The sequence below is a fragment of the Streptomyces aculeolatus genome (assembly GCF_020400605.1).
GTDB classification, from domain to species: domain Bacteria; phylum Actinomycetota; class Actinomycetes; order Streptomycetales; family Streptomycetaceae; genus Streptomyces; species Streptomyces aculeolatus.
Genome location: NZ_JAINRD010000013.1, coordinates 135,556 through 160,831, shown reverse-complemented (window position 1 = coordinate 160,831; position 25,276 = coordinate 135,556). Strand labels below are relative to the sequence as shown.

Here is a 25,276-nt window from a genome sequence, read left to right as displayed (position 1 = left end):
CCCGCCGCCGAAGGACCGCCACCATGCCCACAGGCGTCGCCCTCCGCGACCCCCGCCGCCAGCTCTTCGCCGCCGCCGAGCGCGTCCTGTTGCGCGCCGGGCCCAACGCGCTGACCAGCCGCGCCGTCACCGACGAGGCCGGCTGCGCCAAGGGCGTCCTGCACCGGCACTTCGCCGACTTCGACGACTTCCTCGCCGCCCTCGTCCTCGACCGCGTCGCCCGCCTCGAAGGCCAGTCCGCCGCCCTCCTCGCCGCCGCCGACACCGGCCGCGGCACCGTCGTCGGCAACCTCGCCGACGCACTGACAGAACTCTTCGAGTCCATCGCCGTCGCCGTCGTCGGGCTCGTCGTCTCCCGCGACGGCCTGCGCGCCCGCCTGCGCCGCACCCGGCCGACCGGCGTGCCGCTGCTGGCCGACGCCGCGGACATGCTCGCCGCGTACCTCGCCGCAGAACGCGACCGCGGCCGGCTCGGCCCCGACGCCGACGTCGCCACCCTCGCCCCCACCCTCGTCGGCGCCGGCCACCTCCTCTTCGCCGACCGCGAGGCCGCCCCGCCCGCGCCCGACGAGGTGCGGAAGGTCGTCGCCGGTGTCGTCGCCCCTGCCCTGCCCCCCGGCGAGGGTGGCGGCTCCCCCGTGTAGAGTGGCGCTCGCCGTGTTTCGTACGGGAGAGATTCCCGCGGAAGAGAGATAGGGGAGGTGAGGTTGATGACCGCGCCCAAGGCCACCGTGCGCAGCGTCCGGGTCTCCCTCACGTCCCGGGCCGTGGCCTGACCTCTCCCCCGTCTCCGCCCGCGCCGGGAGCGTGAGCCCGCGGGGCGTCCACACGAACACGACCACCGAAACGGATTTTCATCCATCATGGGCAACACCTGGATCACGCGCGCCGAGACGCGCGCCGACATCCCCGTCATCCGCGAGATCACCCTCGCCGCCTTCGGCCGGGAGCACGAGGCCGACATCGTCGACAAGCTGCGTGCCGACGAGACCGCGTGGATCGAGGGCCTGTCCCTCGTCGTCGCGGAGTCCGCGGCCGACGGCGCCGCGGTCCTCGGGCACGTCCTGCTCACCCGCGGCGGCATCGGCGACACCCCCGCGCTCTGCCTCGGCCCCGTCTCCGTACGGCCGGAGCTGCAGCGCGGCGGGGTGGGCTCCGCGGTCGTACGGGCGGCGCTCGCGGCCGCCGCGGCGCGGGGCGAGCGGTACGTCGTCCTGGTCGGACACCCGGAGTACTACCCGCGGTTCGGCTTCACGCGGGCGTCCGCGTACGGCATCCGGCTCAGCGTCGAGGCGCCGGACGAGGCGGTGATGGCCCTCGCGCTCGACGAGGCCCACCCGCTGCCCGGCGGCATGATCCGCTGGCCGGCGGCGTTCGGTATCTGACCCCGTCGGTACGGGGCGCGCGCACCCCGCGCGCCCCGTACCGGCCCCACCGCACCGCCCGCGCTCAGGCGGGCTTGGTCGCCTCGAAGAGCGTCCGCGCGCTGTGCGCGACGAACGGGCCCTGATCCCGGATCAGTTCGTGCAGCTCGCGCAGCCGCGGCCGGTACGCGTCCACCGTGAAGCCCGGCACCATCCAGATCACCTTGCGCAGGAAGTACGCCACCGCGCCCACGTCGTGGAACTCCATCCGCAGCCGCTCCGTCCGCACCTCCGCGACCTCCAGCCCGGCCGCCTCCGCCGCCGCGCGCTCGCGCCCCGGGTCGCGGCTGTGCCGCGCCTCCGCGGGCAGCGGCCCGAGGAAGTACTCGACCAGCTCGAAGACGCTGGCGGGACCGACGTGCTGGGCGAAGTACGTCCCGCCGGGCCGCAGGACGCGGGCGATCTCGTCGAAGTACGGCCGCACCGGGTGCCGGCTGACGACCAGGTCGAACGCGCCGTCCGCGAACGGCAGCGGCGGCTCCTCGGGAGCGGCGACGACGACCGTGCCGAGGGGGTGCAGCAGGGTTGTGGCCCTGGCGACGTTCGGCGGCCACGCCTCGGTGGCCACGGAGAGCGCCGGCCGCACCGGCACCCCGGCGAGCACCTCGCCCCCGCCGGTCTGGATGTCCAGCGAGGCGCTCGCGCGGGCCATGCGCGCGCCCATGGCCCGCTGGTATCCCCAGGAGGGCCGCGCCTCGGTGGCGCGGCCGTCGAACCAGGAGAAGTCCCAGCCGTCGGTGGGGGCCGCGGCGGCCTCGTCGAGGAGCCGGTCGAAGACGGGGTCGGGGGCGGGGTCGGAGGTCATCGGGTGATCGTCGCAAAGGGAGGGGGCCGGGGGCGAGCGGATAAGCGCCGCGGCACCCGGCGCCCGACTGCGTACGCTTCCCGGCATGGGCGACACGGGCGGGCTGCGCGAACGCAAGAAGCAGCAGATGTACGAGCGGCTGTCGGACACGGCCGTCCGGCTCTTCCTGGAGAAGGGCTACGAGCAGGTGACCGTCGCCGACATCGCGGCCGCCGTCGACATCTCCAAGCCGACGCTCTTCCGGTACTTCCCCGCCAAGGAGGACCTGGTCCTGCACCAGCTCGCCGACCACGCGGGGGAGGCCGCCCGGGTGGTCGCGGGCCGGCCGGCCGGGCACTCGCCGCTGGACGCCCTGCTGCACCACTTCCTGGCCGGGCTCGACCGGCGCGACCCCGTGACCGGCCTGAACGACGAGACCGGCGTGCTCGCCTTCCACCGGCTGCTGTACGGGACGCCGTCGCTGGTGGCGCGCCTGCACACGTTCATGGAACGGGACGAGGCCGCTCTCGCCGACGCCGTCGGCGAGGAGACCGGCGGCGGCGTACGGGCGCGGCTGGCGGCCGGGCAGATCGTCGCCGTCCAGCGCGTCCTGGCGCAGGAGAACTGGCGCCGGATCACCGCCGGACGCGACGCGGACGGGCTCCACCCCGAGGCGGTGGCGACCGCCCGGTCGGCGTTCGCGCAGCTCAAGGCCGGTCTGCCGGACCTGGCCCGGGCCCGAATCGAAACCCGGTAAAAAATTTAACTCGGTTGCATTATCGTGGAGGCATGCCACGCACCGACTCCGCGCTCCTCCGCGCTGCCCTGACCCGGGAACGCGCCTACCACGACACCTGCCGGGCGGCCCTGAACGCCATGGTCGACGGCGCGCAGGAGCAGGTGGTCGCGAGCGAGGACGCCTCCGCGTCCGGCGCCGACGCCGAAGTGCTCGGCTACCGACTGCGCAGCCGGGCCAAGGAGTTCCGGGAGCTGCCCGAGGGCCCGCTGTTCTTCGGGCGCCTCGACTTCGCGCGCCCGGGGGCCGCCGGCGCCGGCGGGACGGCCGCGGCCGCCGGGGACCACGCCGGGCAGACGTACCACATCGGCCGCCTGCGCATCGCCCGCGACCCGGCCGTTCCGCCGCTGGTGGTCGACTGGCGAGCGCCCGTGGCGCGCGCCTTCTACCAGGCCGGCGCCCACGACCCGCAAGGCGTCGCCGTCCGCCGCCGCTTCGGCTGGGCACCCGCATCCCGCGGCGACTCCGGCGACCTCACCGGCCTGGAGGACGAGCACCTCGGCGCGGGCGAGACGCGCGCGAGCAGCATCGTCGCTGGCGAGATCGAACGTCCCCGCGTCGGGCCGATGCGCGACATCGCCGCCACCATCCAGCCCGAGCAGGACGACCTCGTACGCGCCGGCCTCACCGCGTCCCTCTGCGTCCAGGGCGCACCCGGCACGGGCAAGACGGCGGTCGGGCTGCACCGCGCCGCCTACCTCCTCTACACCTACCCGCAGCGCGTCCGGCGCGGCGGCATGCTGATCCTCGGCCCCAACCGCGCCTTCCTCTCCTACATTTCGGCGGTCCTGCCCGCACTCGGCGAGACCGGCGTGCGGCAGTCCACCCTCGACGACGAGATCGCCCGCCACCCGGTCACGGCGCGGGACGGAGCCGCCGCGGCGCTCGTCAAGCACGACCCCCGCATGGCGGAGGTGCTGCGCCGCGCGCTCTACGCGCACGTGGCGACGGAGGTGCGGGAGCCGCTGGTGCTGCCGGACGGCGCGTACCGCCGGCAGGTGCCCGCCGACGAGCTGGCGGAGATCGTCCGCGGCGTACGCGCCGAGGAACCCCTCTACGGCGTGGGCCGCGAACGCGTCCGCGCCCGCGTCGTGGAAGCCGTGCGGCAGCGCGCCGAGCGCCGCGGCGAGGTCCGCACCCAGGGCTGGGTGCGGAAGACGTCCCGGGCGCGGCCGGTCACCGCCCTGGTGGACGCCGCCTGGCCGGCCGTGCGGCCCGAGGAGGTCCTCGCCGGCCTGCTCGCGGACCCGGACACCCTGGCCGCCGCGGCCGACGGCGTGCTCGACGGGCCGGAGCAGCGGGCCCTGCTGTGGCCCCGGGCGCCGCGCTCGGCCGGGTCGGCCCGCTGGTCGGCGGCCGACCTCGTCCTCCTCGACGAGCTGGCCGGGCTGATCGAACGCCCCGCCGGCTACGGGCACGTGGTGGTCGACGAGGCGCAGGACCTCTCCCCCATGCAGTGCCGTGCCATCGCCCGCCGCTCCCCCTTCGGCTCGGTCACCGTCCTCGGCGACCTCGCCCAGGGCACCACCCCGTGGGCGGCCCGCGACTGGCCCGCGTTCCTCACCCACCTGGGCAAGCCGGACGCCCATGTCACCGCGCTCACCGCCGGCTTCCGCATCCCGGGCGCCGTCGCCGCGCTCGCCGACCGCCTCCTCGCCCACCTCGACGCGGACGTGCCGCCGGCGCGGTCCCTGCGCCGCGACGGGGAGGCCGTGGTCGAGGCGGCCGACGACGCGACCACGGCTGCCGTCGCGGCCGTGAAGTCGGCGCTGGAGCAGGCGGGTTCCGTCGGCGTCATCGCCGCCGACCGCGAGGCGGACGGGCTCCGCGGCGCGCTCCGCGCGGCCGGGCTCCCGGTGTCCGGTACGGCCGACGCCCCCGGGGCCCGCCTCACGGCCGTGCCGGCCTCGACGGCCAAGGGGCTGGAGTACGACCACGTGGTGCTGGTCGAGCCCGCGGCCATCGCGGACGCAGAACCCCGCGGCATGAACCGCCTCTACGTGGCCCTCACCCGCGCGGTCTCCCGCCTCCACATCGTGCACACGGCCCCGCTCCCCCCGGGCCTCTCCCCGTAGCGGGCGTTTTCGGCACCGCCACCGGACCCGCCCGCGGATTCCGTTGTTCCGCTATTCCGCATCCGGTGAATTCCTCACCCGGGAATTCGGAGATGATGCACTCCGGTCACGCCCGCCACTCGCATTGCACGGTCCGCCTCGGGTATGCATGCCGGAGCGCACTTCCGCGTGCCACATTGTCGTTACGCAGAAGTTCACCCTGCCGTGGCGACGGCGCGGAAGCATGGGGCCGACGACCACGGCCCCTCGTGGCACACCGCTCAAAGCAGGAGGCTCGCCGTGCACACCAATGAAATGGGCGTTTTCGGGGTCTCCCCCGCGGAGGAGCACCTTTACCGGCATTTCCTCCGGCACCCCGATTCACCTTCCGCGGGCGTGCACGTGAAGCTCGGCATCGCCCTGCACGAAATGGAACAGGCCATGACCCGCCTGGTCCGGCTGCGGCTGCTCAGACCCGGGGATCGGCCGGGGTGGTTCCTTCCCGTCGATCCGGAGCAGGTCGTGGCGCGGCTCACCGAGATGCGGCTGCGCGAGATGTACCAGGAGATCCAGCGGCTCACCCAGAGCCGCCACGTGCTGACGACGCTGCGCGCGGAGAGCGCGGCCCCCGCGGGCGGCGGCCGGGCGGGCGCGTACGGCGGGGAGCACGGGGTGGAGGAGATCGACAGGCGGGAGGACCTCATCAACCGGGTGGAGGAGTTGGTCTTCTTCGCCCGGGAGGAGATCGTCTCGGTCGAGCCCGGCTTCCACCTGATCACCGACGAGGTGCTGAAGCGGCGCGCGGTGGAGTGGCGGGCGCTGAAGCGGGGGGTTCGGCGGCGGCTGGTGCTGCCCGCGGACACGCTGCGCCATCCGCGGGTCACCGAGTACGTCCGGGAGTTGCTGGCCCGGGGCGGCGAGGTGCGGGTGGTCGAGGAGATCTCGGACCAGCTCTCCGTGTACGACGGGCGGGTGGCCCTCATGCCCAAGGACCCGAAGAACGTCGACGAGGGCGCGCTGATGGTACGGGGGCGGGGGCTGGTCAGCACGCTGTCCGGGCTCTTCGAGAAGGTGTGGGAGCAGGCCGAGGACGTCTCCGTCGAGCTGCGCGAGGCCGCGGAGCCGGCGCCCGAGCTGTCGGAGGCGGAGCGGCGCGTGCTGCGGATGATGTGCGAGGTGGGCAAGGACGAGACGGGGGCCCGGGATCTGGGCGTCTCCGTCCGTACGTACCGCAGGCACATCGCCGACGTGCTGCGGGTGCTCGGCGCCTCCACGCGGGCGCAGGCCGCTCTGCTCGCCCGCGAGCGCGGGTGGGTGTGACCGCGGGCGGTCCGTGAGCGGGGCGGGCGGGTCAGCTCTCCATCGACCAGCCCACGCACGCCCGGTGCGTCAGCACGTCGCCCGCCACCGTCGTCGCCCCGGTCTCCGGCACCGCCAGCCGCATCCTGATCCGCTCCGACTCCACCCGCAGCCCGTGCGGCAGATGGGCCCGCAGCAGCCACAGCAGGCGTACCGCCGTCGTCTCGGCCGGCGGGGCGTCGAAGTCCTGGCGTACGAACGCCACTTCGACCGACCCGCCGCCGTTCACCGGCCCGCCTCGTCCAGACCGCCGGCGTCGGGTGTTCGCGCCCCCGGCGCCTCCGGCGCTCCCGCCGGTCCTGTCGGCCCCGCCGGTCCCGGCGCCTCCAGCGCCCGCCGTGCCGCCGCCGTCAGCGCCGTGATGCCCGTCTCCAGCGACGACCGCATCTCCGGCGCGAACCGCGGCGAGTGGTTCCCCGGCACCGGGCGCCCCGTGCGCGCCGCTTCGCGGCGGGCCGACGCCGGGACGGTGCCCAGCATCCAGTAGCCGAGCCGGACGCCGGGGGCCCCGTGCACGTCCGTGCCCGCGGGGCCGTACCAGGCGAAGTCCTCCGCCGCGGTGGCCGGTTGCCAGGGCAGCACCCGGTCCGGGGAGAGCGCCGCGGCGTGGGCCGCCCGCAGCTCCGCCGTCAGCCCCGCGTCGGGCAGCAGGGTCCGCGAGCGGGCCCGTACCGCCACCTCCGGCGCCCGCGGCGCCCCCGCCGCCTCCGCCTCGCCGGCCAGCACCCGGCGGACGCCGGCCAGCAGCCGGTCGAGGGTGCCCTCGTCGAACGCCCGCAGGCTGATGCCCAGTTCCGCGCGGTCCGGGATGACGTTCGCCTCCGTGCCCGCCACCAGCCGGCCCACGGTCAGCACGGCCTGCTCCGCGGGCGCCCGTTCGCGGGCGACCAGCGCCTGGAGGCGCAGCACCGCCGCCGCCGCGGACACCACCGGGTCCACCGTCAGGTGCGGCGCCCCGGCGTGCCCGCCGCTGCCGTGCAGCACCGCGTCGACCGCGACCGTGCCGGCGAGCAGCGGGGCGCCGTCGGTGTGGGCGACGGCGCCGGCGGGCAGCGGCGCGGTGTGCTGGGCGAGGACCGCGTCGGGCGGCCCCGTGAGGTCGTAGAGCCCGTCGCGCAGCATCGCCAGTGCGCCGTCGAGCGTCTCCTCGGCGGGCTGCCCGACGACGGCCACCGTGCCGCGCCAGCCCGCGGTGTCGCGCGCGAGCAGCCGGGCGGTGCCGGCGAGCGCGGCGAGGTGCACGTCGTGGCCGCAGGCGTGCGAGACGCCGGGGACGGTGCTGGCGTAGCGCAGCCCGGTCTCCTCCGGCACCGGCAGCGCGTCGAGTTCGGCCCGCAGCAGTACGGTCGGGCCCTCGCCGCGGCGCAGCAGGCCGACGACGCCGTGGCCGCCGACGCCGCGGGTGACGGCGTAGCCGTCGGCGGCGAGCAGGCCGGCGAGTACACCGGCGGTGCGCTCCTCGGCGCCGGACGGCTCGGGGTGGAGATGCACGTCGAGACAGCACTCGACGGCGGACCGCAGGACGTCCGCGGGTACGGCCATGCGCGCCACGCTCCTCATCCGGGCGGCTCCACCCTGCCCGACGCCGTGATCAATGCGGTACTCAGCCCCCTGTCGCCGGGTGTCAGCGAAGTGACAGTGAAACGCGGGCGGGGGTGGCAGCGGCCGTCGGTTGAATGGCCGGGACAACGATCGGATCCGCCGGTTCCCCACGGGCGGCGGGCCGGCCTCCGGACACGGAAGAAGGAGTTCCCATGGCTGACAAGGCGCTCTCCACCCTCGCCGACGAGATCCTGGAGCTGGAGTCGGAGACCTTCGAGATCTCGGACTACTCGGACCAGGCCGAGGTCGTCCTCGCCGGTTCGACCTCCTGCTCCTCCACCTCGACCTGCTCCAGCACCACCAGCACCACCTCGTGCAGCGCCTGACACCTCGTCGGTGACGCCGCGCCCAGAGCAGCCCTCACGGGACGGATCCGCTCCTCCCGTGAGGGCTGCGGTGTGCCGCGGCCCCGCCGTCCGCCGCTACGGGAACGGATGCGGCACCCGACGCAGCCCGGCCCCGCCCCGGCCCCCCGCAGCCGCCAGCAGCCGCGGCATCCGCAGCGCCCGCTGCCGGTCCCAGCCGAAGTCCAGCGGCAGCAGCCCCGGCGCCAGCGTCGCCACCGTCCGCAGGCCCACCGCCCGCTGCTCGGGCGTCGTCTGGTCGACGGCCACGGCGTCGTGCCCCCGCGCCGCCAGCGCGTCGACGAGCAGCCGCAGGTCGTCCCGGAGGTCCAGGGTCGCCGGGCGGACCAGCGCCCAGTCGGCGAAGGCGTCGGCCAGCGGCAGCGCGGGGTCGCCGGTCAGGAAGTCCCCGGCGTGCGCGGCCATCCGCGGCAGCCCGTAGAGCTGGGCGTGGTCCTTCAGCTGCCGTACGCGCCCGAAGTCCTCGGCCATCGCCTCCAGTTCGGAGCGCCGCTCGGCCACCTGGTACGGCAGGTGCGGGATGTACGTCAGCACTTCGCTGAGCGCACCCGTCAGCGCGCCCGCCGGGTCCGGGCCCGCGGCGGCGCCGAAGGACAGCAGCCCGGGGCCGCCGTCCTCCCGTACGGCCACCGCGGTGACCACGGGGACGCCGAGGTCGCTGCGGGTGTCGAAGGCCCGTACCTCGTAGCCGAGGAGTGCCGCGCGGTCGAGCATGCCGCGCACCCGCGGGTCGCCGGTCGAGCGGGGGTCGACGCGGGTGAACGGGGCGCGCGCGTACCAGGCGAGGAGGAAGGCGTCGCGCTCGATCAGCTCCAGCAGCCCGTACAGCGCGGCCTCGGCGAGGGAGCCGCCGGTGGCGCAGCCGTTGGAGCACTCGAAGACGAAGTTGTCGGACGGCAGCCCGGCGCTGTAGTGCACCAGCCGCGCCGGTACGAGCACGGGGCTGTCGTCGCGCAGCCGGTGGCCCCAGATCCAGGGGATGGGGCGGGCCGGGTCGAAGGGGTCGACCATGGGGTCGTCGCGGTACGTCTCCGGCGCGTACACGCCGGTGCGCCGGGGGTCGACGACCGCGTCCTCGCCCCACTCGGCGGCGAGTTCGTCCAGGGAGGCCGTGACGGGCCGCAGGCCGCGGCGGGCGTGGGTGCCGGCGTAGCGCTCCAGGCCCTCCAGGTAGGCGAGGGTGCGGCTGGTGGCGTACGCGTCGGCCTGCCCGGAGAACGTGACGTCGTTGAGGCCCGCGTAGCCGCGGACGAAGGCGCTCCCGGAGATCGGCGCGGTGGTGGTGGACGCGGGGTTGAGGTGGGTGGTGGAGCCGAGGGCGCCGCAGACCGGGTTGGCGAGGGCCGCCTCGGGCAGGTCGAGCGCGGTGAGCGGGGTGACGCGGTAGACGCCGGGGGCCGGCTTCGGCGTGGGCGCGAGGTACATCCGGCCGTGCTCGGGCGCGTCGTCGGCGGGCGTCACGCACACGGGGCAGAGCGGCTCGGGGAGCAGCGGGAAGGTGGCCAGCGCGAGGGTGCCGAGGTCGACGCGGGTGACGCGGGCGAGCCCGTCGGGCGCGCGCCGGCCGGCGACCGCGCGGCACACGGCCCACACGGCGTCGGCGACGTGGTCGGTCAGCACCGGCCACGCGGCGCCGCCCCCGGGCGCGAACCGGCCCTCCAGCGCCTCCCGTTCCGAGCGGGTGCGCAGCCGCTGCCACCGCATCGCGAGGCACCGGCCGCAGGCGGGCCGCGGTGCGGGCGGTCCGCCTGCGGCCGGCCGCGGTGTGGCGCCCCAGGGGCCGACGAGCACCGCGCGCGAGGTGAGGTGCACGGTGGCGCCGGGGCGCTCGTCGGGCCACGGGTCGCGGCCGGGGTGCAGGGTGTCGGCGGCCCCGAGGGTGACGACGACGGGCGGTTCGGGGACGGGGGATTCGAGGACGGATTCACGGACCCCCGTGCCGCCGGCCGGACCGACGCCACCGCCCGGGTCCGCGCCGCCGCCCGGGTCCGCGGCCGGCGCCCAGCGGCTCCGCAGCGCCTCCGCCAGCCAGGCCCGGGCCGCCTCGAACGGCGCCCGCGCGCCGTCCCGTACGGTCTGCTGCGGCTCCGCCGCCGGCGCCGTCATGTGCGGTCGCTCCAGCGGAAGACCCGGAACGCGACCGCCCCGAAGACCACCGCGAACGCCACCAGCCCGCCGCACGCCACCGCGATGTCCGCGCCGCCGCCCGCGTCGGTGAGCGCCGCCGACACCCCGTCGTTGAGGTGGCGCAGCGGCAGCACCCAGCTCATCGCCTGCATCCACGACGGCATGGCGTCCAGCGGGTAGAACGAGCCGGACAGGAACGCCATCGGCACCATCAGGAAGTTGGCGACGGCCGCGACGGCCTCCGGCGTACGGGCGTAGGAGCCGACGATCGCGCCCAGCGCCAGGAACGCCGTGATCCCCAGCACCAGCACCGGTATCGCCAGCGGCCAGCCCGCGGCCAGTTCGAGGCCCATCACCGGCAGCAGCGCCACCGCCACGAACAGCACCGCCTGCACCAGGCCGATGCCCACGGCCAGCACGTAGCGCGAGCCGAGCACCGAGGCCAGCGGCGTCGGCGTCATCCGGATCACCCGCAGGATGTCGTCCCGGCGCCACTGCATCAGCACGAAGCCGACGCCGAAGACGGCGGCGTTGCCCACGCCCCAGGACAGCACCCCGGGCGCGATGTACGCGATGTACGGCCGGCCGCTCTCCTCCACGTCCTGGCCGTGGAAGATCAGCCCGAAGACGACGAGGAAGAGGAGCGGGAAGGCGAAGGTGAAGAAGAGCGTGGTCTTGTCCCGGGTGTACGCCCGGTAGCCGGCCTCCGCCAGCGCGGAATAGGCACTCATCGCATGTCTCTCCGAAAGCTCGGTGGGCGGCGGTGGGCGAAACGGGGCGGCGGTCAACTGTCAGTCCTGGCCCGTGAGCTGGAGGTAGACGTCCTCCAGGCTGGCGGTGCGGGTGCGTACCCCCTGCAGCCCCGCGGCCTTCTCCAGCGCGGCCAGCACCGGCCCGGCGTCCTCGGTGCGCAGCACCACGGCGTCGGACTCGCGGGTGACCTCGGTGACGCCGGGCAGCGCCCGGGCGTCCGCCTCGCTCAGCCGCTCCGCGGGCACCAGCAGCCACACCGAGGTGCCGCCGCGCGCGACCAGCTTCCCCGGGGTGTCCAGGGCGGTGATCCGGCCGCGGTTGACGATCGCGACGCGGTCGCACAGCGCCTCGGCCTCGTCCAGGTGGTGGGTGGTGTAGACGATGGTGCGGCCGGCCCGCTTCAGGTCCCGCAGCAGCTCCCACAGGGCGCGCCGGGCCTGCGGGTCGAGCGCGGCGGTCGGCTCGTCGAGGAAGATCAGCTCGGGTGCGTGCACGAGCGCGGAGGCGATGGCGAGGCGCTGGCGCTGGCCGCCGGACAGGTTCTCCACCCGCACGTCCGCCTGCTCGCCGAGGCCGACGAGGGCCAGGGTCCGGTCCGCCGCGGCGCGTTCCGTGCCGTAGAGCGCGGCCATCGTCTTCAGGTGCTCGTACGCGGTGAGCCGGACGAAGAACGCCGAACTCTGCGTCTGCACACCCAGCTTCGGCAGCAGCGAGGTGTCCCGCGGCCAGGGCGCGCGGCCCAGCACCTCGACCGTCCCGGAGTCGGCCTCCCGCAGGCCCTCCATGATCTCGATGAGCGTGGTCTTGCCGGCGCCGTTGGGGCCGAGGAGGCCGAAGAACTCGCCGCGGCGGACCGTGAACGACACCTCGTCCACCGCCCGCACGTCGCCGTAGCTCTTGCGCACCGCCGCCAGGCGGACGGCCGGGGGCGGGCCGGCGGGGTCGTCGGTGTCGGTCGTCACGGCGTTCTCCTTCGAGGGCTCTGCGCGGGGTTCGGGGGTCATGGGTCTACGCCGCCAGCACCACGGCGCGGACGAGGAGCACCAGCGCCACCGCCAGCGCCCCGACCGTCAGCACCGTCCCGGCCGCGTAGCCGGCGTAGACGGCGCGGGCGCGGCGCGGGTACGCGGCGGCGTCCGGGGAGCGGCGCAGCGCCAGGGAGAGGTACGTGCGGCTGGACTCGGCGAGGCGCAGGCCGCCGAGGAGCTGGCCGGCGATGGTGTAGCCGTCCAGCGGCGGGAGCGGCACCAGCATCGCCGCGGCCTGGAGGACGCCGAGGAAGAGCAGCCCGGCGAGGCCGTCGCGGGTCGGGCCCTCGGGGGCGAGCAGCCACCAGCACCAGAACGGCAGCAGGAACAGCAGGTTGGCGACGGCCCCGGCGCCCGCGACGACGATGCGGGCGCGGCGGCCGGCGAGGTACATGTAGTCGTCGACCGTGCAGTACATGATCACCACGGGCAGCCGCCAGCGCAGCCCGATCTCCCCGACCCGGCCGCCGTAGTGCCGCGCGGCGACTCCGTGGGCGAGTTCGTGCAGCGCGGTGGAGAGCCACAGCGCGGTGGCGACGGCCACGAGGAGCACGGGCTCGGTGAACACGGCGGCGGCGCCGTCGACGAGTTCGCCGGGGTGCAGGGCGAGCACCAGCAGCATCGCGCCGAGCGCCGCCAGCAGCACGGTGCCCCAGACGCGGCCGAGGAGGAAGCCGGTGGCGCGGTGGAGCCGGCCGGCGGTGGCGTGGGCGTCTGCGACGAGCCGGACGCTGCCGGCGAGCAGGCCCCGGGCGGGCGGCCGGCCGGACGGCTGGTCCTGCGGCTGTCCGGGGCCGGCCGGGCGCTCGGGGCGGGGGGCGCCGTCCAGGAGGCCCTTGCCGCCGAGGAGTTGGAAGAGCCGGCCCCAGTGGGCGTCGCCGAGCCGCTTGCCGAAGGCGGCCGCGTACGCGCCGCCCAGCTCCGCGACCGTACGGGTGCCGTCCATCCGTACCATCAGGAACCGCTCGCGCGGCCCGACCTCGAAGGACTGGCCGGTCGCGGTGTCCTTGACCAGGTGCACCGTGCGCGGCCCGTGCAGCAGCGCGTCGCTCACCAGCACCTCGGGCCGCAGCCGCGGCTGGTGGGCGGCGAGCGCCTGCGACTCCCTGGTGCCGCTCACCGCGCGCTCCCGGCCGCGGGCTCCGCGGCCCGCGCGTGCAGCGCCCGGGCCAGGACGTGGGAGAGGTACGCCTCGTCCTGGATGGTCACGTGCAGCCGGTTGTTGGTCATATGCATGTACGGGGACAGCAGCCGCTCCAGCGCCTCGTCCGGGTCGTCGACCGGCTCGTCCTGCGTGCCGTCCCAGGACCGGAAGACCAGCTCGCCCCGCCCGGCCAGCTCCACCACCCGCTCGCGCAGCTCCCGGCAGTGCTCCGCCCACCGGTCCAGCAGCGCCGGCAGCGTGCCCTCGCCCGCGGCGGCGGCGCGGATCCGGCCGTGCCAGGTGAGCAGCCCGGGGGCGACCTCGTCCGCCTTGCGCTCGTACTCGGCGCTGCCGATGAAGCCGGTGTCGGGGAACGCGCGGTGCCAGAAGGCGTAGTAGCGGTCGAGGAAGTCCGCGAGGCGGTCGTCCTCGGGCAGGAACGCGGTCGACATGATCAGCATGAGCTGCGCGGACGTGCCGAGCAGCACGGTGCGCAGGTGCAGGTTCTTGCCGCGCAGCGCGTCGCACACCAGCTCGCTGGAGCGGGCGAAGTGCCACTCGGCGAGCGCGATGCCGGCCGGGCCGCCGTACTTGCCGTACTCGGGCTCGTACGGCAGCCAGGCGCGGGAGTTGTTGGGCCGCACGTTCATCCGGCCCGCTTCGTCGGTGTAGTCGGCGCGGTCCTCGGGGCGGAACTCGATGTCGAAGAGCTGGTTGTAGAACTCGTTGAGGAAGCCGGAGTCGACCTGGTAGAGCGCGGGGCGCTCGGCGAGGAAGGTGTCGACGGCCCGCTCGGCGCGGGCCCGTACCTCCGCCTCGCGCCCCGGGGAGGAGGGGCGGAGGCGGAGGCGGACGTGGGGGCCTTCGAGCCAGTAGTTGATGAAGAACCAGCCGTCGAGAAGGCCGTCGTCGTGCAGCTCGCGGACGAGCGGAGCGACGCACTGGAGGAGGAGCGGGACGGGGTTGGCGGCGTAGTAGACGTGCAGGGCCTGCCAGTCGCCGGGGGGCGTGCCGGGGGCGGGCGCGGGCTGGTCGGTCACGGGGTCTCCCCTTCTGCGGTGCCGGGCGGCGCGGGGGCCGTCTCCACGGCCAGTTCCACGACGTGGCCGCCGTGTTCCGTCGTCAGGTGCGGGCCGTCCTCGTCGGGCAGCGCCTCGCGGAACGTCACCCGCGCGGCGTCGCCGCGCAGCAGGCCCTCGAAGGCCAGCAGCGACAGCGGGCTGTCGAAGTCGACGTACTGCGGCTTGGCGCCGGTCGCGCCGCGCGCCGCGGCGTCCTTGACCATCGCGTAGACCCGGGCGGGCAGCCCGTGCCGGCGGCGCCAGCGGTGCCACGCCAGCAGCCAGCCGGCGTCCCCGGTGCCGGTGGCGCGCGGCGGGAGCGCGGTCGCGGGGGCGCGCCAGGAGCGGCGGGCGAGGACGAGCCGGCCGTGGCGTACGCGCGGGCGGTGGGTGACGCCGTCGTCCGGCTCGCCCTCGGGGACGCCGGCCCAGACGTCGACCGGGGACATGGAGGTCGGCGAGAGCAGGAGGAGGGTGCGCGGGATCTCGGGGAGCGCCAGCGGCACGAGGTAGCCCAGGTAGACCGGCACCACCTCGCGGTCCAGCCGCGCCGAGCGCAGCACCAGCCGGTCGGTCGCGGGGTCGTGCTCCAGGCTGAGGTCGTCCAGGGCGATGCGGTTCTCCGGCGGTACGGAGCTGGTCTCGCCGGGGCAGACGATCTCGTAGTCGGTGAGGCGGCCGTGCAGGTTGAGGTTGCTGGTCACGGGGCCGCCGGTGACCTCGGCGAAGACGGCGCCCGCGGGCTGGAGTTCGCGGGCCCGGGCGCGGAGTTCCGCGGAGAGGCCGCCGGGGGTGCCTCCCGTGCCGGGGTCGCCGTCGTAGCAGTGGGTGAAGCGGCTGAACGGGAAGTGCAGCCCGCCGTACGACCGGTTGAGCACCACCAGCGGCTCGGACCCGGCGAGCTGTACGTGGTGGCTGTGCAGGGCCGGCTCCGCGGGGAGCGCGGCCAGCTCGGCGGCGACGGTGTCGAAGAGGCCGTCGTCCAGGACGAGTTCGGCGTCACCGGACGCGTGGCCCGCCCAGCGGTCCCGTACCCCGGTGTGGAACGCGCGCCGCGCGGCGTCGAGCGCGCGGAGCTGCGGCAGGCCCAGCCAGTTCTCCTCCGGCACGTACTCCCCCTTCGCGTCGAAGGGGGTGCGGCGCGAGGTGAACGACAGGTACTGGTCGAAGAAGTCCTCGTGGAAGTCGTGGATCAGCTTCAGCAGGTCGGTGCAGCGCCCGCCGGTGCCGTAGCGGGCGAGGAAGAACCCGCGCAGCGTCAGCCGCTGCGGCAGCGTCAGGTCGAACGCGGGCAGCACCCGCTCCACGGCGGCCAGCGGCCCGGCGAGTGCGTCCGCGAGCCCGGCGGCCGGGGCGCCGGCAGGACCGGTGCCGGGGGCCGTCACCTCCGGCGCCGTCGTGTCCTCGTACAGCACCGTGCGCGGCACCCGGGGCTGCGCCACGCCCAGGTCCCGCTGCACGTCCGCCAGCCCCTGCCGCAACCCGGCCAGCAGCTCGCGCCGCTCGGCGGGCGCCGCGGCCGGGTACCGGGCCAGCAGCTCCGCCGGGCCCTCCAGCGCGTCGGCGACGCCGTCGGCCCAGGGCCGCTCCAGCCCGCGCAGCGCGCGCTGGAAAGCGCCGAGGGGGTCGGTGTCGTGGGCGCGCAGGTCGAGGCAGGGCACGCGGACCATGCCGACGTCGAGCAGGGCGGCCAGATACGTGTCGACGGCCTCGCGGTCGGCGTCCAGGTCGGCGCCGAGCCAGTCGGCCAACTCCCCGTAGCGGACGGCGTCCCGCTTCTCCAGCAGCCCGAGCATGCGCTCCAGCACGCCGCTGCGGCGCAGGAAGAAGAGCTGGTCCTTGACGGTGTCGAAGGTGACGGCGGTGTCGTCGTCCCCGGCGGTCACCCAGCGGCGCACGTAGCGCACGCGGTCCTCGTCGCGGCCCCAGCCCGGCGCGGGTGCGACGGGGAGGTCGGCGCGGCGGCGGGGGTCGGCGAGCACGGCGTCGGCGAGGCGGCCGACGGCGAGGACGTTGAGGCGGGGATGGCTGCGAGGGCTGTAGGGGCCGGTGAGGCGGAGGGGGCCCGCTGCTGCCGGGGCTGCTTCCGCCGGTGCGGTGTCCGTGAGGCGGCCCAGGGCGACGGAGGTGAACGAGGCGAACGGGCTCGTCTTGCACGCCGTGCGGTAGAGGTAGGCGAGCAGCGAACGCTCCGCCTTCCGCGTCCGCTTGTCCGCGCGCGCCGGGTCCGACGCGGCGAAGGCGTCGAGTTGCGCGTCGAGGACGGGCGACGCCAGCAGCACGCCGCCGCGCAGCCGGTCCTCACCGAGGACCGCGCGCAACGCGCCGCGCGTACGCAGCAGTTCGCCGCTCAGCAGCTCCTCGCCCGCCGCCAGGTCGGCGTCCAGCCGGGCCCGCAGCGCCAGCCAGCCCCGCAGCGGCTCGGCGACCTGCGGCGCGAGCCCGTCGACGAGCGCGACCGCGGCCGCGGGGTCGGCGGGGCGGCGCCCGTTGAACACCTCCCGGCGCAGCCGCAGCAGGTCGCGCCGCACCCGCTCGTCGTCGCGCCCGGCGACCAGGTCGTACAGCCGGTCGCCCAGCGGTCCGGCGCTCCGCGCGAGCCGCGCCTCGGCGGCGAGCACGCCGTCGGCCCAGTCGCGTACGGCGGGCGAGCGCAGGGCCCGTACGGCATCGGCGGGCAGCCCCGCGATGCGGGCGAGGAACCGCGGGCCGAGGCCGGGGCCGGGGCCGCCCGCGGGCAGCGGGGCGCCCGCGGGCGCGCCGGCCGGTGCCGTCTCCGTCGTCATCCCCGCCCCCTCAGGCGATCTCGAAGCGGAAGTCGGACGGGCCGCGGCGCTCGTGGCCCAGCATCATGATCAGCAGCGGCATCTCGTCCGTCTCCAGCAGCTCGAACCGCTCGCGGTACGCGATGTTGTCGAAGCCCAGCGCCACCCCGCAGCCGACGTCGAGCGCCGCCGCCGCGGTGTACGTGGCCTGCGCGACGCCGCCGATCAGCGCGTTGACCAGGCGGTAGCCGCGGTCGCCGACCGCGTCCAGCACGCTGTGCGTGCGGACCGTGGGCACGAGGACCGCGGCGGCCTGCTCCAGGTTGTAGTTGGCGAGGAAGTAGTTCTCCTGGAGGAACGCGCCCGGCGGCTCGGCCGAGACGCACCGCAGCGCCCCGGGGTCACCCTCCGGCACGTACTCGTACGTGCCGGGCGCCACCCCGGCCACGTGGTTGACCAGCGCGTACAGCTTGACAAGACCGTCCGCGCCGGCCGCCGCCGCGTCTCCGCCGAGCCGCGAGCCGCCCGCGGCGGCGGCCAGGCACGCCGTCAGGTGGGCGCCGTCCAGCGGGCGTTCGGCCGCGAACCGGCCGAAGCTGCTGCGCCGCGCACGCAGCGCCCCCCGGACGTCGCGCGCCAGCGGGGCCCGCTCCGGCAGCGCCGCCTCGGCCCGGCCCGGGGCGGGCGCGGGGGCCGCGGCGCCGGCGAGCGCGCCCGGGGCGGGGCGGGCGGTGGCGCCGGCGGCGGTGGCGCGGTGCATGGCGGTGAGGGTGTCGAAGGTGATGACCCTGCGGGAGCGTTCGAGGTCGCGGTGGGGGACGGAGACGGCGGGCGGCGGCGGGGCGGGCAGGGCGGCAGCGGAGCCACGCGGGGCGTCCTGCCCTGCCGGTGCCCCGGTCCCGTCTCCGGCCCGCGCGTCCGCCCCGTATGCGGGTCGCGTGCGCGCCTCCTCGCCGGCCCAAGGCAGCGGTACGACCGCGAAGATGCCCTCCTCCTCGCCCGCCACCCCCAGCAGCCGCGCCAGCCGCTCCTCGTCGAACCACAGCGCCGGCTCCAGCGCCGTCCCCCGCGCCCCGGCCCACATCCGCCACGTGCCCAGCAGCGCGCCCACGTCCATGCTCACCGCGTGGAAGGAGAAGCTGTTGTACTTGAAGGAGTTCTGCCAGTACTTCACGCCCAGCACCAGGAACTGGTCGGTCTCCGGCCCCGGCGCCCCCTCCCCCAGCGCCTCCCGGACGACACCCGTGACGTCGCCGGTCAGCAGCCGGCGCAGCGCGTGGTGGCGGGCGGAGTAGTAGTGCACGCCCGGCGGCACGGGGGCGGAGGGGCCGCTGATCCAGTAGACGGACACGGGGTAGAGGCCGCCGCCGGAGGCGGTGCCGCGGGACCAGTTGGCGAGGGGGTAGAAGGGCAGGGCGTTCAGGTCGGTGTTGGCCTGCACGCCCAGGCGCCGGCCCACCAGCCCGTACGAGTCCCGCAGCAGCCCGCCGAGCAGCCCGAGATCGAACGCGGGCCCGCCGCCCGCGCCGGGGGACAGCAGGCCGCGCTCGACGGTGGCCTGCGCCGGGTACGCCGGCCCCGCCGGCAGCGGCAGCCGGTCCGTACCGGGGTAGTGCTTGGTCTTGCGGGGACCGTCCGCCCAGTCGGGCACGAAGTCCACCGGCTCCATCGGCACCCGGCCGCGATGCATGATCGCGGTCGCGTATCCGTGGGCGTATCCCATCGTCTGCTCCTTCTCCGGGTGGCCGGCGGCTCGTGTCAGGGGAACGGGTGCGGTGCGGGGTTCAGCTCGGCGTCGGTGAGGTCGTGGTCGCGCAGCCCCGCCTCGCGCAGCCCGGTGCGCAGCCGGGGCATGTCCAGCGCCCGCTGCCGGGACCAGCCGAAGTCGATGGGCAGCAGCCCCGGTACGAGCACGCTGACCGTCCACAGCCCCCGCTCCCGCTGCTCGGGCAGGGTCTGGTCGACGACGATCACCTCGAACCCGGCCTCGGCGACCGCCGCCACGCACGCCGCGGCGTCCTCGGCGAGGTCGTCGGAGACGGGCAGGGTGCGCCCGGCACCGTAGCGCTCGTGCAGCGGGACGGGGCGCTGCGCCGGCTTCAGGAGGAAGTCGGCGTGGCGGGCCATCTCCGGCAGCCCGTAGACGAGGGGGTGGTCGTGGAGCGCGGCGACCTTGCCGAAGTCGGCGGCCATGGCCCGCAGCCGGGGCTCCTCGCGCTCCGTACGGCCGGCGAGGTTGACGGCGTCGGTGGCGATCTCGTCCAGCGCGGAGGCGAGCGCCGCTTCGGGGTCCAGCCCGGCCCCTGCGCCGAAGCACATCCGGCCGGGGCCGCCGTCGTGGCGCTCGGCGACGCCGGTGACGACGGGGACGGGGAAGGTCAGCGCGGCGTCGAAGAACCGGGCGCGGTAGCCGTACATCTCCAGCCGCGCCACCATCTGCCGGGTGGCGGGGCGGGTGGCCGAGGCGGGGTCCAGCTCGGTGAGGGGCTGCTGCCCGTACCAGGCGAGGAGGAAGGCGTCGCGCTCGACGACCTCCATGAGGCCGTAGTAGACGGCCTCGGCCGCGGAGCCGCCGGTGGCGCAGCCGTTGGAGCTCTCCTGCACGAAGCGGTCGGCGAGGCCGGGGGTGTGGTAGTACGTCAGCACCTCGGGCACGAGCAGGGGGCGGCGTTCGGTGAGGGAGTGCCCCCACACCCAGGAGACCTCGCGCCCCGGCGTGAACGGGGCGATGCCGGTCGCGGAGTGGAACTCCGGGGCGTAGAGCCCGCACCGGCGGGGGTCGAGGGCGGGGCGGCCCTCGGCGGCGAGCTGGTCGAGGCTGGCCCGCACGGTGGTGGCGCGGGCGCGGGGCCGCATGCCGGCGTAGCGCTCCAGGCCCTCCAGGACGCCGATGCGCAGGCTGTCGCGGAAGGTGTCGGCGTGGCCGCCCCAGAAGGTCTCGCGGAGGTAGTCGCCGGAGCGGAGCGAGAAGCAGCCGATGGTGGCGGAGGTGGACGTGGAGGAGACGTCGAGGACGACGGTGGGCCCGAGGGCGCCGCACACGGGGTTGGCGAACGCCTCCGTCGGCAGGTCGTAGTCCGCGAGCGCCCGGGTGCGGAAGGCGCCGGGGCGGTACTTGGGGGAGGGCGCAAGGTCGAGGAGGGCCGCGTCGGCGGAGTCGCGCTCGCGGGGGCCGCAGCCGGGGCACTCGGGGTCGGGGACGAGGGGGTAGCGGCGGACGGTGAGGTCGGCGAGGTCGAGCTGGTGGACGTGGGGGAAGGCGGCGGAGTCACCGGCGGTACGGTCGCCGGCGGGGCCGGTGGTACCGGGGCCGGCGGGGGCGACCGGGGCTTCGGGCCGCATGGGTTCGGTGCTGTCGCGGCGGAGCGCAGACTCGCGGCGGTCCGTGGCGGAGACCACCCCGGCCACGAGACCCGCCAGCGCCTCGGCGGCGAACGGCCCCCACTGCGGCGGCACCCCGGCGGCGCCGGTGTCACCCCCCAGCTCGACGGCCTCCCGCAACTGCCGCGACCGCGCGGCCTGCCACCGCCGCTCCAGACACCGCACGCACCCCCGCCGCCCGGGCACGGACAGCGGCCCGACGACGGCATGCCGCCCGTAGACCCGTACGGGAACGGTGCCGGCGGCGCCGGACCCGGGGGCGTGCTCCGCCGTGACGTCCGCAAAGGCGTTCACCAGGCCCAGCGGGCACACCTCCACCCGGGGCGGCGCCGGCAGCAGCGTCGCCAAGTGGGCGCGCAACTCCTTCGCCAGCGCCTCGCACCCCGTGGTCCACCGGTCAGTGGTCGGCACCGACGCCCTCCTTGGTGAGCAGCACCCGCGCCGTGTGCAGGCCGGCCGACCGCAGGTCGGCCGGAGTCGTGTCCCGCCACAACACGTCGCGGCCCGCGGCGCGGAGGCGGTCCAGGACCGCCGGGAACGTCGCCGCCCCGGCGGACGCGAAGGACCCGGAGCCGCCGGACGGCGATATCGCCCCCGGGGCCAGGTCCGGCAGCAGCTCGTCGCCCGTGTCGGGCGCCTCGCCCGTCTCCGCCGCCAGCTGCACCTGCCCCAGCAGGTCCCGCAGCGCCGCGACCGCCGCGCCCGCCGGCGTCAGCGAAGCCCCCGCCGCCCACCGCCCCGCCACACCCGGCTCCCGGGCCAGCGCCACCGACACCCCGGTACGCTCCCGCTCCCCCAGGTCCAGCAGCTCCACCGCCACGCCCAGCGTCTCCGCCGACCGCTCCAGGAAGACCCACTCCGCGTCGCCGGACGCCGGCTGCACACGCACCGGGGCGGCCGGGGCAGTCCCGTGACCGCCCCGGACCGCGCGCAGCAGCGCCTCGTGCGCCAGCGCCGACAGCAGGGCGTGCCCCGCCGCCTCGCCGGTGCTCTCCCCCGCGCCCGCGCCCCAGCACCCGCGCAGCACCAGGCCGTCGCGGTTGGCCGCCCCGGAGGGGTTCAACGCCGCCGCCGGCACCGCGACTTCGTCCTTCGTCAGCAGCGACGTCGCCCGCGCCCACGCCGCCACCCCGTCCGCCGTGACCCCCGAGCCGCCCGAGGCGACCAGCGACTCCGGCCCCAGCCGCCGCGTCCGCGCCGGGAGCCCGGGCAGCGGCCGTACGGGCGCCGCGTACTCCGCGTACAGCGAAGCCGCCGCGCGCAGCCCGCGCCCGCGGGCACCCGCCAGGTGGTGCACGTCGAACGCCGAGACCAGCCGCGGGCCCGCGGCGCCCAGCGGCACCTCGATCCGGCTGGCCTTCAGCGGGGTCTGGGTCAGCTCCTCGTCGCGGTAGCGGGTGAAGACGCCGGCGTGCGGGCGGACGAGCGCGTCGCCGAGCCGGTTGAGCCCCGCGACCAGCTCCTCCGCGTCGCGGGCCGTCTCGACCGTCACCGGCTCGGCGACCGCCAGTTCCTCCGGCCGCAGCTCGGAGGCGGCGGCCTCCGCCGGTCCCGCGCACCGGGGACAGCGCGGGTGCGGGCGCAGCGGTTCGGCGACGACGTCGAGGGAGTCGAGGTCCTGGATGAGGACCTGGCCCTCGGTCTCGGCGGGCAGCGCGCCGGTGACGGTGCGGAAGACCTCGTACGCGAGCAGGTTGCCGACCATCGCCGCGACCGGCCCGGCCAGCGCGCCACCGGCGGGGGCCGCCGCCGGCTCCGCCACCCCCGCCAGCTCCGCGAGCAGCGCGGCGGCGGCAGCCGGGTCGGTGGTGTCGCCGAGGCGCAGCAGGGCGCAGCCGAGGCAGCCGGCGGTCAGCCCGCCGGAGCGGGGGCCGACGACGACGCGGTCGCCGAACGTCCAGGCGGGGATGAGGAGCTGACCGTCGGCGAGGCCGGCGCGCAGCAGGGCGTGGGTGCGGGCGGGGGCGTCGGCGCCGGTGACGACGAGCACCTGGTACGAGCCGAGCGCCCCGGTGTCCACGGGGCCGAGCGCGGCCGGGGAGCCGGCGGCGGTCAGCTCGTCGGCCTCGGCGAGCGCCGTCTCCGGCCGCTCCTCGGCGGCGACGTCGGCGAGTCCGTTGCGCAGCAGGCCCAGCACGCACCAGCGCGCCGCCTCGCCCGTGCCGAGGACCGCCACGCGCGTGCCGCGGAAGCGCGCGAAGCGGGCCGCGGCCTCGTCCACGTAGTGGTCGACGTACGCGATCTGCGCCGCGAACCGCTCCGCGACCTCCGCCGGCGGACCCGGCTCGACGGCCGGGGCGGCGTCGCGGGCGAAGTCCCGCTCCACCAGCGAGCCGACCAGCTCCGCGACCATCGCCCGCTGCGGCGCGCCGAGTCCGGCGCAGATGTCGGTGAGCGGGCGGCTGCCGTCGAGGTGCGGCACGATGAGGGAGGCGAAGCGGTACGCCGTGCGGCCGGCCAGGTGGAAGCCGCCGTCCGCGTTGTGGAACAGCACGCCTCCGGGGGTCTGGGTGAACAGCACGTCCCGGCGCAGCCTGGGCCGCATCCCGGCGAGGTCGTCGAACGCTCGTGGCATCCCTCTCACACCTTCTGTCTCGGCTGACTGGTCCGGTTCGACTGGGTCGACCGACCGGGCTGGCTGGGCGGGTTGGGCTGAACGGACCTGGCGGCGGGACCGGAGGAGCCGGGCGGCCCTGAGGCAACGGGTGATCCGGAGGCGCCGTGCGGTCCTGAGGCAGCGGGCGGTCCGGAAGTGCCGGAGCGGGCCGACGGGCCCGGCCGGCCCGCCTCACTCCGTCCGCCGCCGGCCGGGCCCGCCACCAGCCGCGCGTGCAGCCGCAGCAGCAGATGCGGGTGGTACGGCCCCGGCGGACCGTCCTCCAACAGCCCCGCGTCCGCGAGCCGTTCGAGCACCGCCTCGCATTCCGCGACCGGCACCCCCAGCACCGCCGCGCCGTCCGCCGCGTTCCAGCCGGGCTCGTCGAGCGCGCCGAGCGCGACGTACGCGGCCGCGAGTTCGGGGCCGAGCCGGTCCAGGGCGGCGTCGAACAGGTCCACCACCGACATCCGCGGGTGGCCGCTGAGCGACAGCCGGCCCAGCGGGTCGTCGGCAAGCCAGCGGGCGCAGTCGCCGAGCCCCAGCGCCGGCCGGGTGCCGAGCCGGGCGGCGGCGATCACCAGCGCCAGCGGGTGGTGGCCGCACACCGCGGCCAGCTCCTCCGCCCCGCCCGGCTCCTCCGCGACCCGCTCCGCGCCCAGCACCGCCGTCAGTAACTCCCGCGCCTCCGCGGCGGACAGCGGTCCGAGGCGGTGGGCCCGTACGCCGTGGGTGGCGACCAGCCCGGCGAGCCCCAGCCGGCTGGTGATCAGCACCCCGTGCCCGGGCACCGCGGCCAGCACGTCGCGGGCCTGGCCCGCGTCGACCACGTCGTCCAGGATCAGCAGCGCCCGCCCGGCCGAGCCGGCCGCCGGTGCGCCGAGCCGCCCGGCGATGTCGTCGACGACCTCCGCGGCGCTCCGCGGCGAGCCGTCCGGCGCCGCCATGGGGACCAGCGTCTGCCCGCCGGGGAAGCGGTCGCGTACGAGGTGCGCCACCTGCTGGGCGAGGGCGGTCTTCCCGATCCCGGGCCCGCCGCAGACCAGTTCGGCCACCTGTGTACCCGAGTCGTCGGGTGCCGCGGCCAGCCGCCGCCGCAGCGCCCCGACCGCGTCCGCCCGCCCGGTGAACCACGGCACCGGCGGCAGCACCGGCGGCTCGGGCGCCGGTGCGGGCGCGGCCGGCGCCGCGGCCGGGAGCCCCGCGCGTACGGGCGGCTCGGTCGCCGGGCCCAGGTCCTCGCCGCGCAGGATCGACAGCTCCAGCCGCTGGAGCGCGGCCGAGGGTCCGACGCCGAGGCCGTCCGCGAGGTACGCCTTGAACCCGCGGTACTCCGCCAGCGCCTCCGTCTGCCGCCCGGTGCGGTACAGCGCCTCGATCAACTGCTCCCGGAACCGCCCGTGGTCGGGGTGCGCGCGGGTGACGCTCCACAGGTCCACCAGCGCCTGCCCGCACTGCCCCAGCTCCAGCCGCAGGTCGCACAGCCGCTCCACGACCCGCAGCCGCTCCTCCAGCAGCCGCGGCACCTCATCGCGGTGGATCGCCTCCGAGCGCACGTTGGCCAGCACCCCGGTCTGCCACAGCGCCAGCGCCCCCTGCAGCGCGCCCGTCGCCGCCTCCGCCGACAGCCCCGGCTCCTGCGTGCGGCGTACCCGCTCGCGGAACTCGACGACGTCGAGGGAGCGCGCGTCCGCGGTGATCCGGTACCCGCCGGGCACCGCCTCGATGGGGGTGTCGACCACCTCGTGCTTGGCGAAGAGCCGGCGCAGCCGCAGCACGCACGTCTGCAGCGCGGCCCGCGCGGTGGCGGGCTGCTCGTCGCCCCAGACCATGCGCTGGAGGTAGTCGACGGAGACGATGGCGCCCGCGTTGAGCAGCAGGGCGGCGAGCAGGTTGGCCGGCTTGGAGGGGTGCAGGACGACGGTCTCGCCGCCGTCGGAGATGCTCAGCGGCCCGAGCAGCTGGAACCGCACCGTACTCACCTGTATGCCGCCCGGGGTCCGGCGGAGCCGGGACCGCGGAGTGCCGGGGGCAGTG

General features: G+C 76.4%; 19 protein-coding genes. 6 read left to right on the top strand and 13 right to left on the bottom strand.

The features are described 5' to 3' along the window. Positions 1-23 precede the first annotated feature (23 nt). Together LG396_RS22005 and LG396_RS22000 are read left to right on the top strand one after the other, a co-directional pair. Positions 24-644 (top strand): TetR/AcrR family transcriptional regulator, encoded by a 621-nt coding sequence (locus tag LG396_RS22005; protein ID WP_225796080.1) that lies wholly within the window; start codon positions 24-26, stop codon positions 642-644. Between the two features lie 219 nt (positions 645-863). Next, positions 864-1,385: a GNAT family N-acetyltransferase gene (locus LG396_RS22000; RefSeq protein WP_145901357.1), complete on the top strand. Its 522-nt coding sequence runs from the start codon at positions 864-866 to the stop codon at positions 1,383-1,385. 64 nt (positions 1,386-1,449) lie between these two features. Here the strand turns inward: LG396_RS22000 and LG396_RS21995 are convergent, their stop codons facing one another. Continuing rightward, positions 1,450-2,229: a class I SAM-dependent methyltransferase gene (locus LG396_RS21995; protein ID WP_225796079.1), complete on the bottom strand. Its 780-nt coding sequence runs from the start codon at positions 2,227-2,229 to the stop codon at positions 1,450-1,452. 85 nt (positions 2,230-2,314) lie between these two features. Here LG396_RS21995 and LG396_RS21990 point away from each other — a divergent pair, with 85 nt between their 5' ends. The 3 genes from LG396_RS21990 to LG396_RS21980 all read left to right on the top strand — a co-directional run bounded on the left by LG396_RS21990 (position 2,315) and on the right by LG396_RS21980 (position 6,378). Continuing rightward, positions 2,315-2,965: a TetR/AcrR family transcriptional regulator gene (locus tag LG396_RS21990; RefSeq protein WP_225796078.1), complete on the top strand. Its 651-nt coding sequence runs from the start codon at positions 2,315-2,317 to the stop codon at positions 2,963-2,965. A gap of 32 nt (positions 2,966-2,997) precedes the next feature. Further along, positions 2,998-5,079, top strand: a complete 2,082-nt coding sequence (locus LG396_RS21985; RefSeq protein WP_225796077.1) for a HelD family protein — start codon at positions 2,998-3,000, stop codon at positions 5,077-5,079. A gap of 375 nt (positions 5,080-5,454) precedes the next feature. Next, the gene (locus tag LG396_RS21980) at positions 5,455-6,378 is read left to right on the top strand and encodes a helix-turn-helix transcriptional regulator (RefSeq protein ID WP_225796076.1); all 924 of its coding nucleotides are present in this window, start codon (positions 5,455-5,457) and stop codon (positions 6,376-6,378) included. A 31-nt stretch (positions 6,379-6,409) separates the two neighbouring features. Here the strand turns inward: LG396_RS21980 and LG396_RS21975 are convergent, their stop codons facing one another. After that, positions 6,410-6,646 carry a hypothetical protein gene (locus tag LG396_RS21975; RefSeq protein ID WP_037743923.1) on the bottom strand — a complete coding sequence of 79 codons (237 nt, stop codon included), beginning with the start codon at positions 6,644-6,646 and terminating at the stop codon, positions 6,410-6,412. Then, positions 6,643-7,959, bottom strand: a complete 1,317-nt coding sequence (locus LG396_RS21970) for an amidohydrolase (RefSeq protein WP_225796075.1) — start codon at positions 7,957-7,959, stop codon at positions 6,643-6,645. The genes LG396_RS21975 and LG396_RS21970 overlap by 4 nt, the downstream gene beginning before the upstream one ends. Before the next feature lie 212 nt (positions 7,960-8,171). Between LG396_RS21970 and LG396_RS21965 the strand changes: the two genes are divergently transcribed. Then, positions 8,172-8,345, top strand: coding sequence for a thiazolylpeptide-type bacteriocin (locus LG396_RS21965; protein ID WP_018840305.1), 174 nt, complete (start codon positions 8,172-8,174; stop codon positions 8,343-8,345). 96 nt (positions 8,346-8,441) lie between these two features. Here LG396_RS21965 and LG396_RS21960 read toward each other — a convergent pair whose 3' ends face one another. The 10 genes from LG396_RS21960 to LG396_RS21915 are packed head-to-tail and all read right to left on the bottom strand — an operon-like array spanning position 8,442 to position 25,212. Continuing rightward, the gene (locus LG396_RS21960; protein ID WP_225796074.1) at positions 8,442-10,490 is read right to left on the bottom strand and encodes a TOMM precursor leader peptide-binding protein; all 2,049 of its coding nucleotides are present in this window, start codon (positions 10,488-10,490) and stop codon (positions 8,442-8,444) included. Continuing rightward, on the bottom strand, positions 10,487-11,242 hold the full coding sequence (locus LG396_RS21955) for an ABC transporter permease (protein ID WP_018840307.1): 756 nt from the start codon (positions 11,240-11,242) through the stop codon (positions 10,487-10,489). Before LG396_RS21955 ends, LG396_RS21960 begins: the two co-directional genes overlap by 4 nt. Positions 11,243-11,302: 60 nt before the next feature. Then, positions 11,303-12,226 (bottom strand): ABC transporter ATP-binding protein, encoded by a 924-nt coding sequence (locus LG396_RS21950; protein ID WP_018843912.1) that lies wholly within the window; start codon positions 12,224-12,226, stop codon positions 11,303-11,305. A gap of 46 nt (positions 12,227-12,272) precedes the next feature. Further along, positions 12,273-13,412 carry a metalloprotease gene (locus LG396_RS21945; protein WP_100300633.1) on the bottom strand — a complete coding sequence of 380 codons (1,140 nt, stop codon included), beginning with the start codon at positions 13,410-13,412 and terminating at the stop codon, positions 12,273-12,275. Then, a complete protein-coding gene (locus tag LG396_RS21940; RefSeq protein WP_100300632.1) occupies positions 13,409-14,476 on the bottom strand; it encodes a lantibiotic dehydratase C-terminal domain-containing protein in 1,068 nt (355 codons plus the stop codon). Before LG396_RS21940 ends, LG396_RS21945 begins: the two co-directional genes overlap by 4 nt. After that, entirely contained in the window at positions 14,473-17,283 is a 2,811-nt protein-coding gene (locus tag LG396_RS21935; protein WP_225796073.1) for a lantibiotic dehydratase, read from the bottom strand. Before LG396_RS21935 ends, LG396_RS21940 begins: the two co-directional genes overlap by 4 nt. Positions 17,284-17,293: 10 nt before the next feature. Continuing rightward, positions 17,294-18,985 (bottom strand): nitroreductase family protein, encoded by a 1,692-nt coding sequence (locus LG396_RS21930; RefSeq protein WP_225796072.1) that lies wholly within the window; start codon positions 18,983-18,985, stop codon positions 17,294-17,296. A 35-nt stretch (positions 18,986-19,020) separates the two neighbouring features. Further along, complete coding sequence (locus LG396_RS21925) at positions 19,021-21,054, bottom strand: TOMM precursor leader peptide-binding protein (RefSeq protein WP_225796071.1); 2,034 nt, start codon at positions 21,052-21,054, stop codon at positions 19,021-19,023. Next, a complete protein-coding gene (locus LG396_RS21920) occupies positions 21,041-23,218 on the bottom strand; it encodes a TOMM precursor leader peptide-binding protein (protein WP_225796070.1) in 2,178 nt (725 codons plus the stop codon). The genes LG396_RS21925 and LG396_RS21920 overlap by 14 nt, the downstream gene beginning before the upstream one ends. Positions 23,219-23,223: 5 nt before the next feature. Further along, a complete protein-coding gene (locus tag LG396_RS21915) occupies positions 23,224-25,212 on the bottom strand; it encodes a BTAD domain-containing putative transcriptional regulator (RefSeq protein WP_225796069.1) in 1,989 nt (662 codons plus the stop codon). Positions 25,213-25,276: the final 64 nt, after the last annotated feature.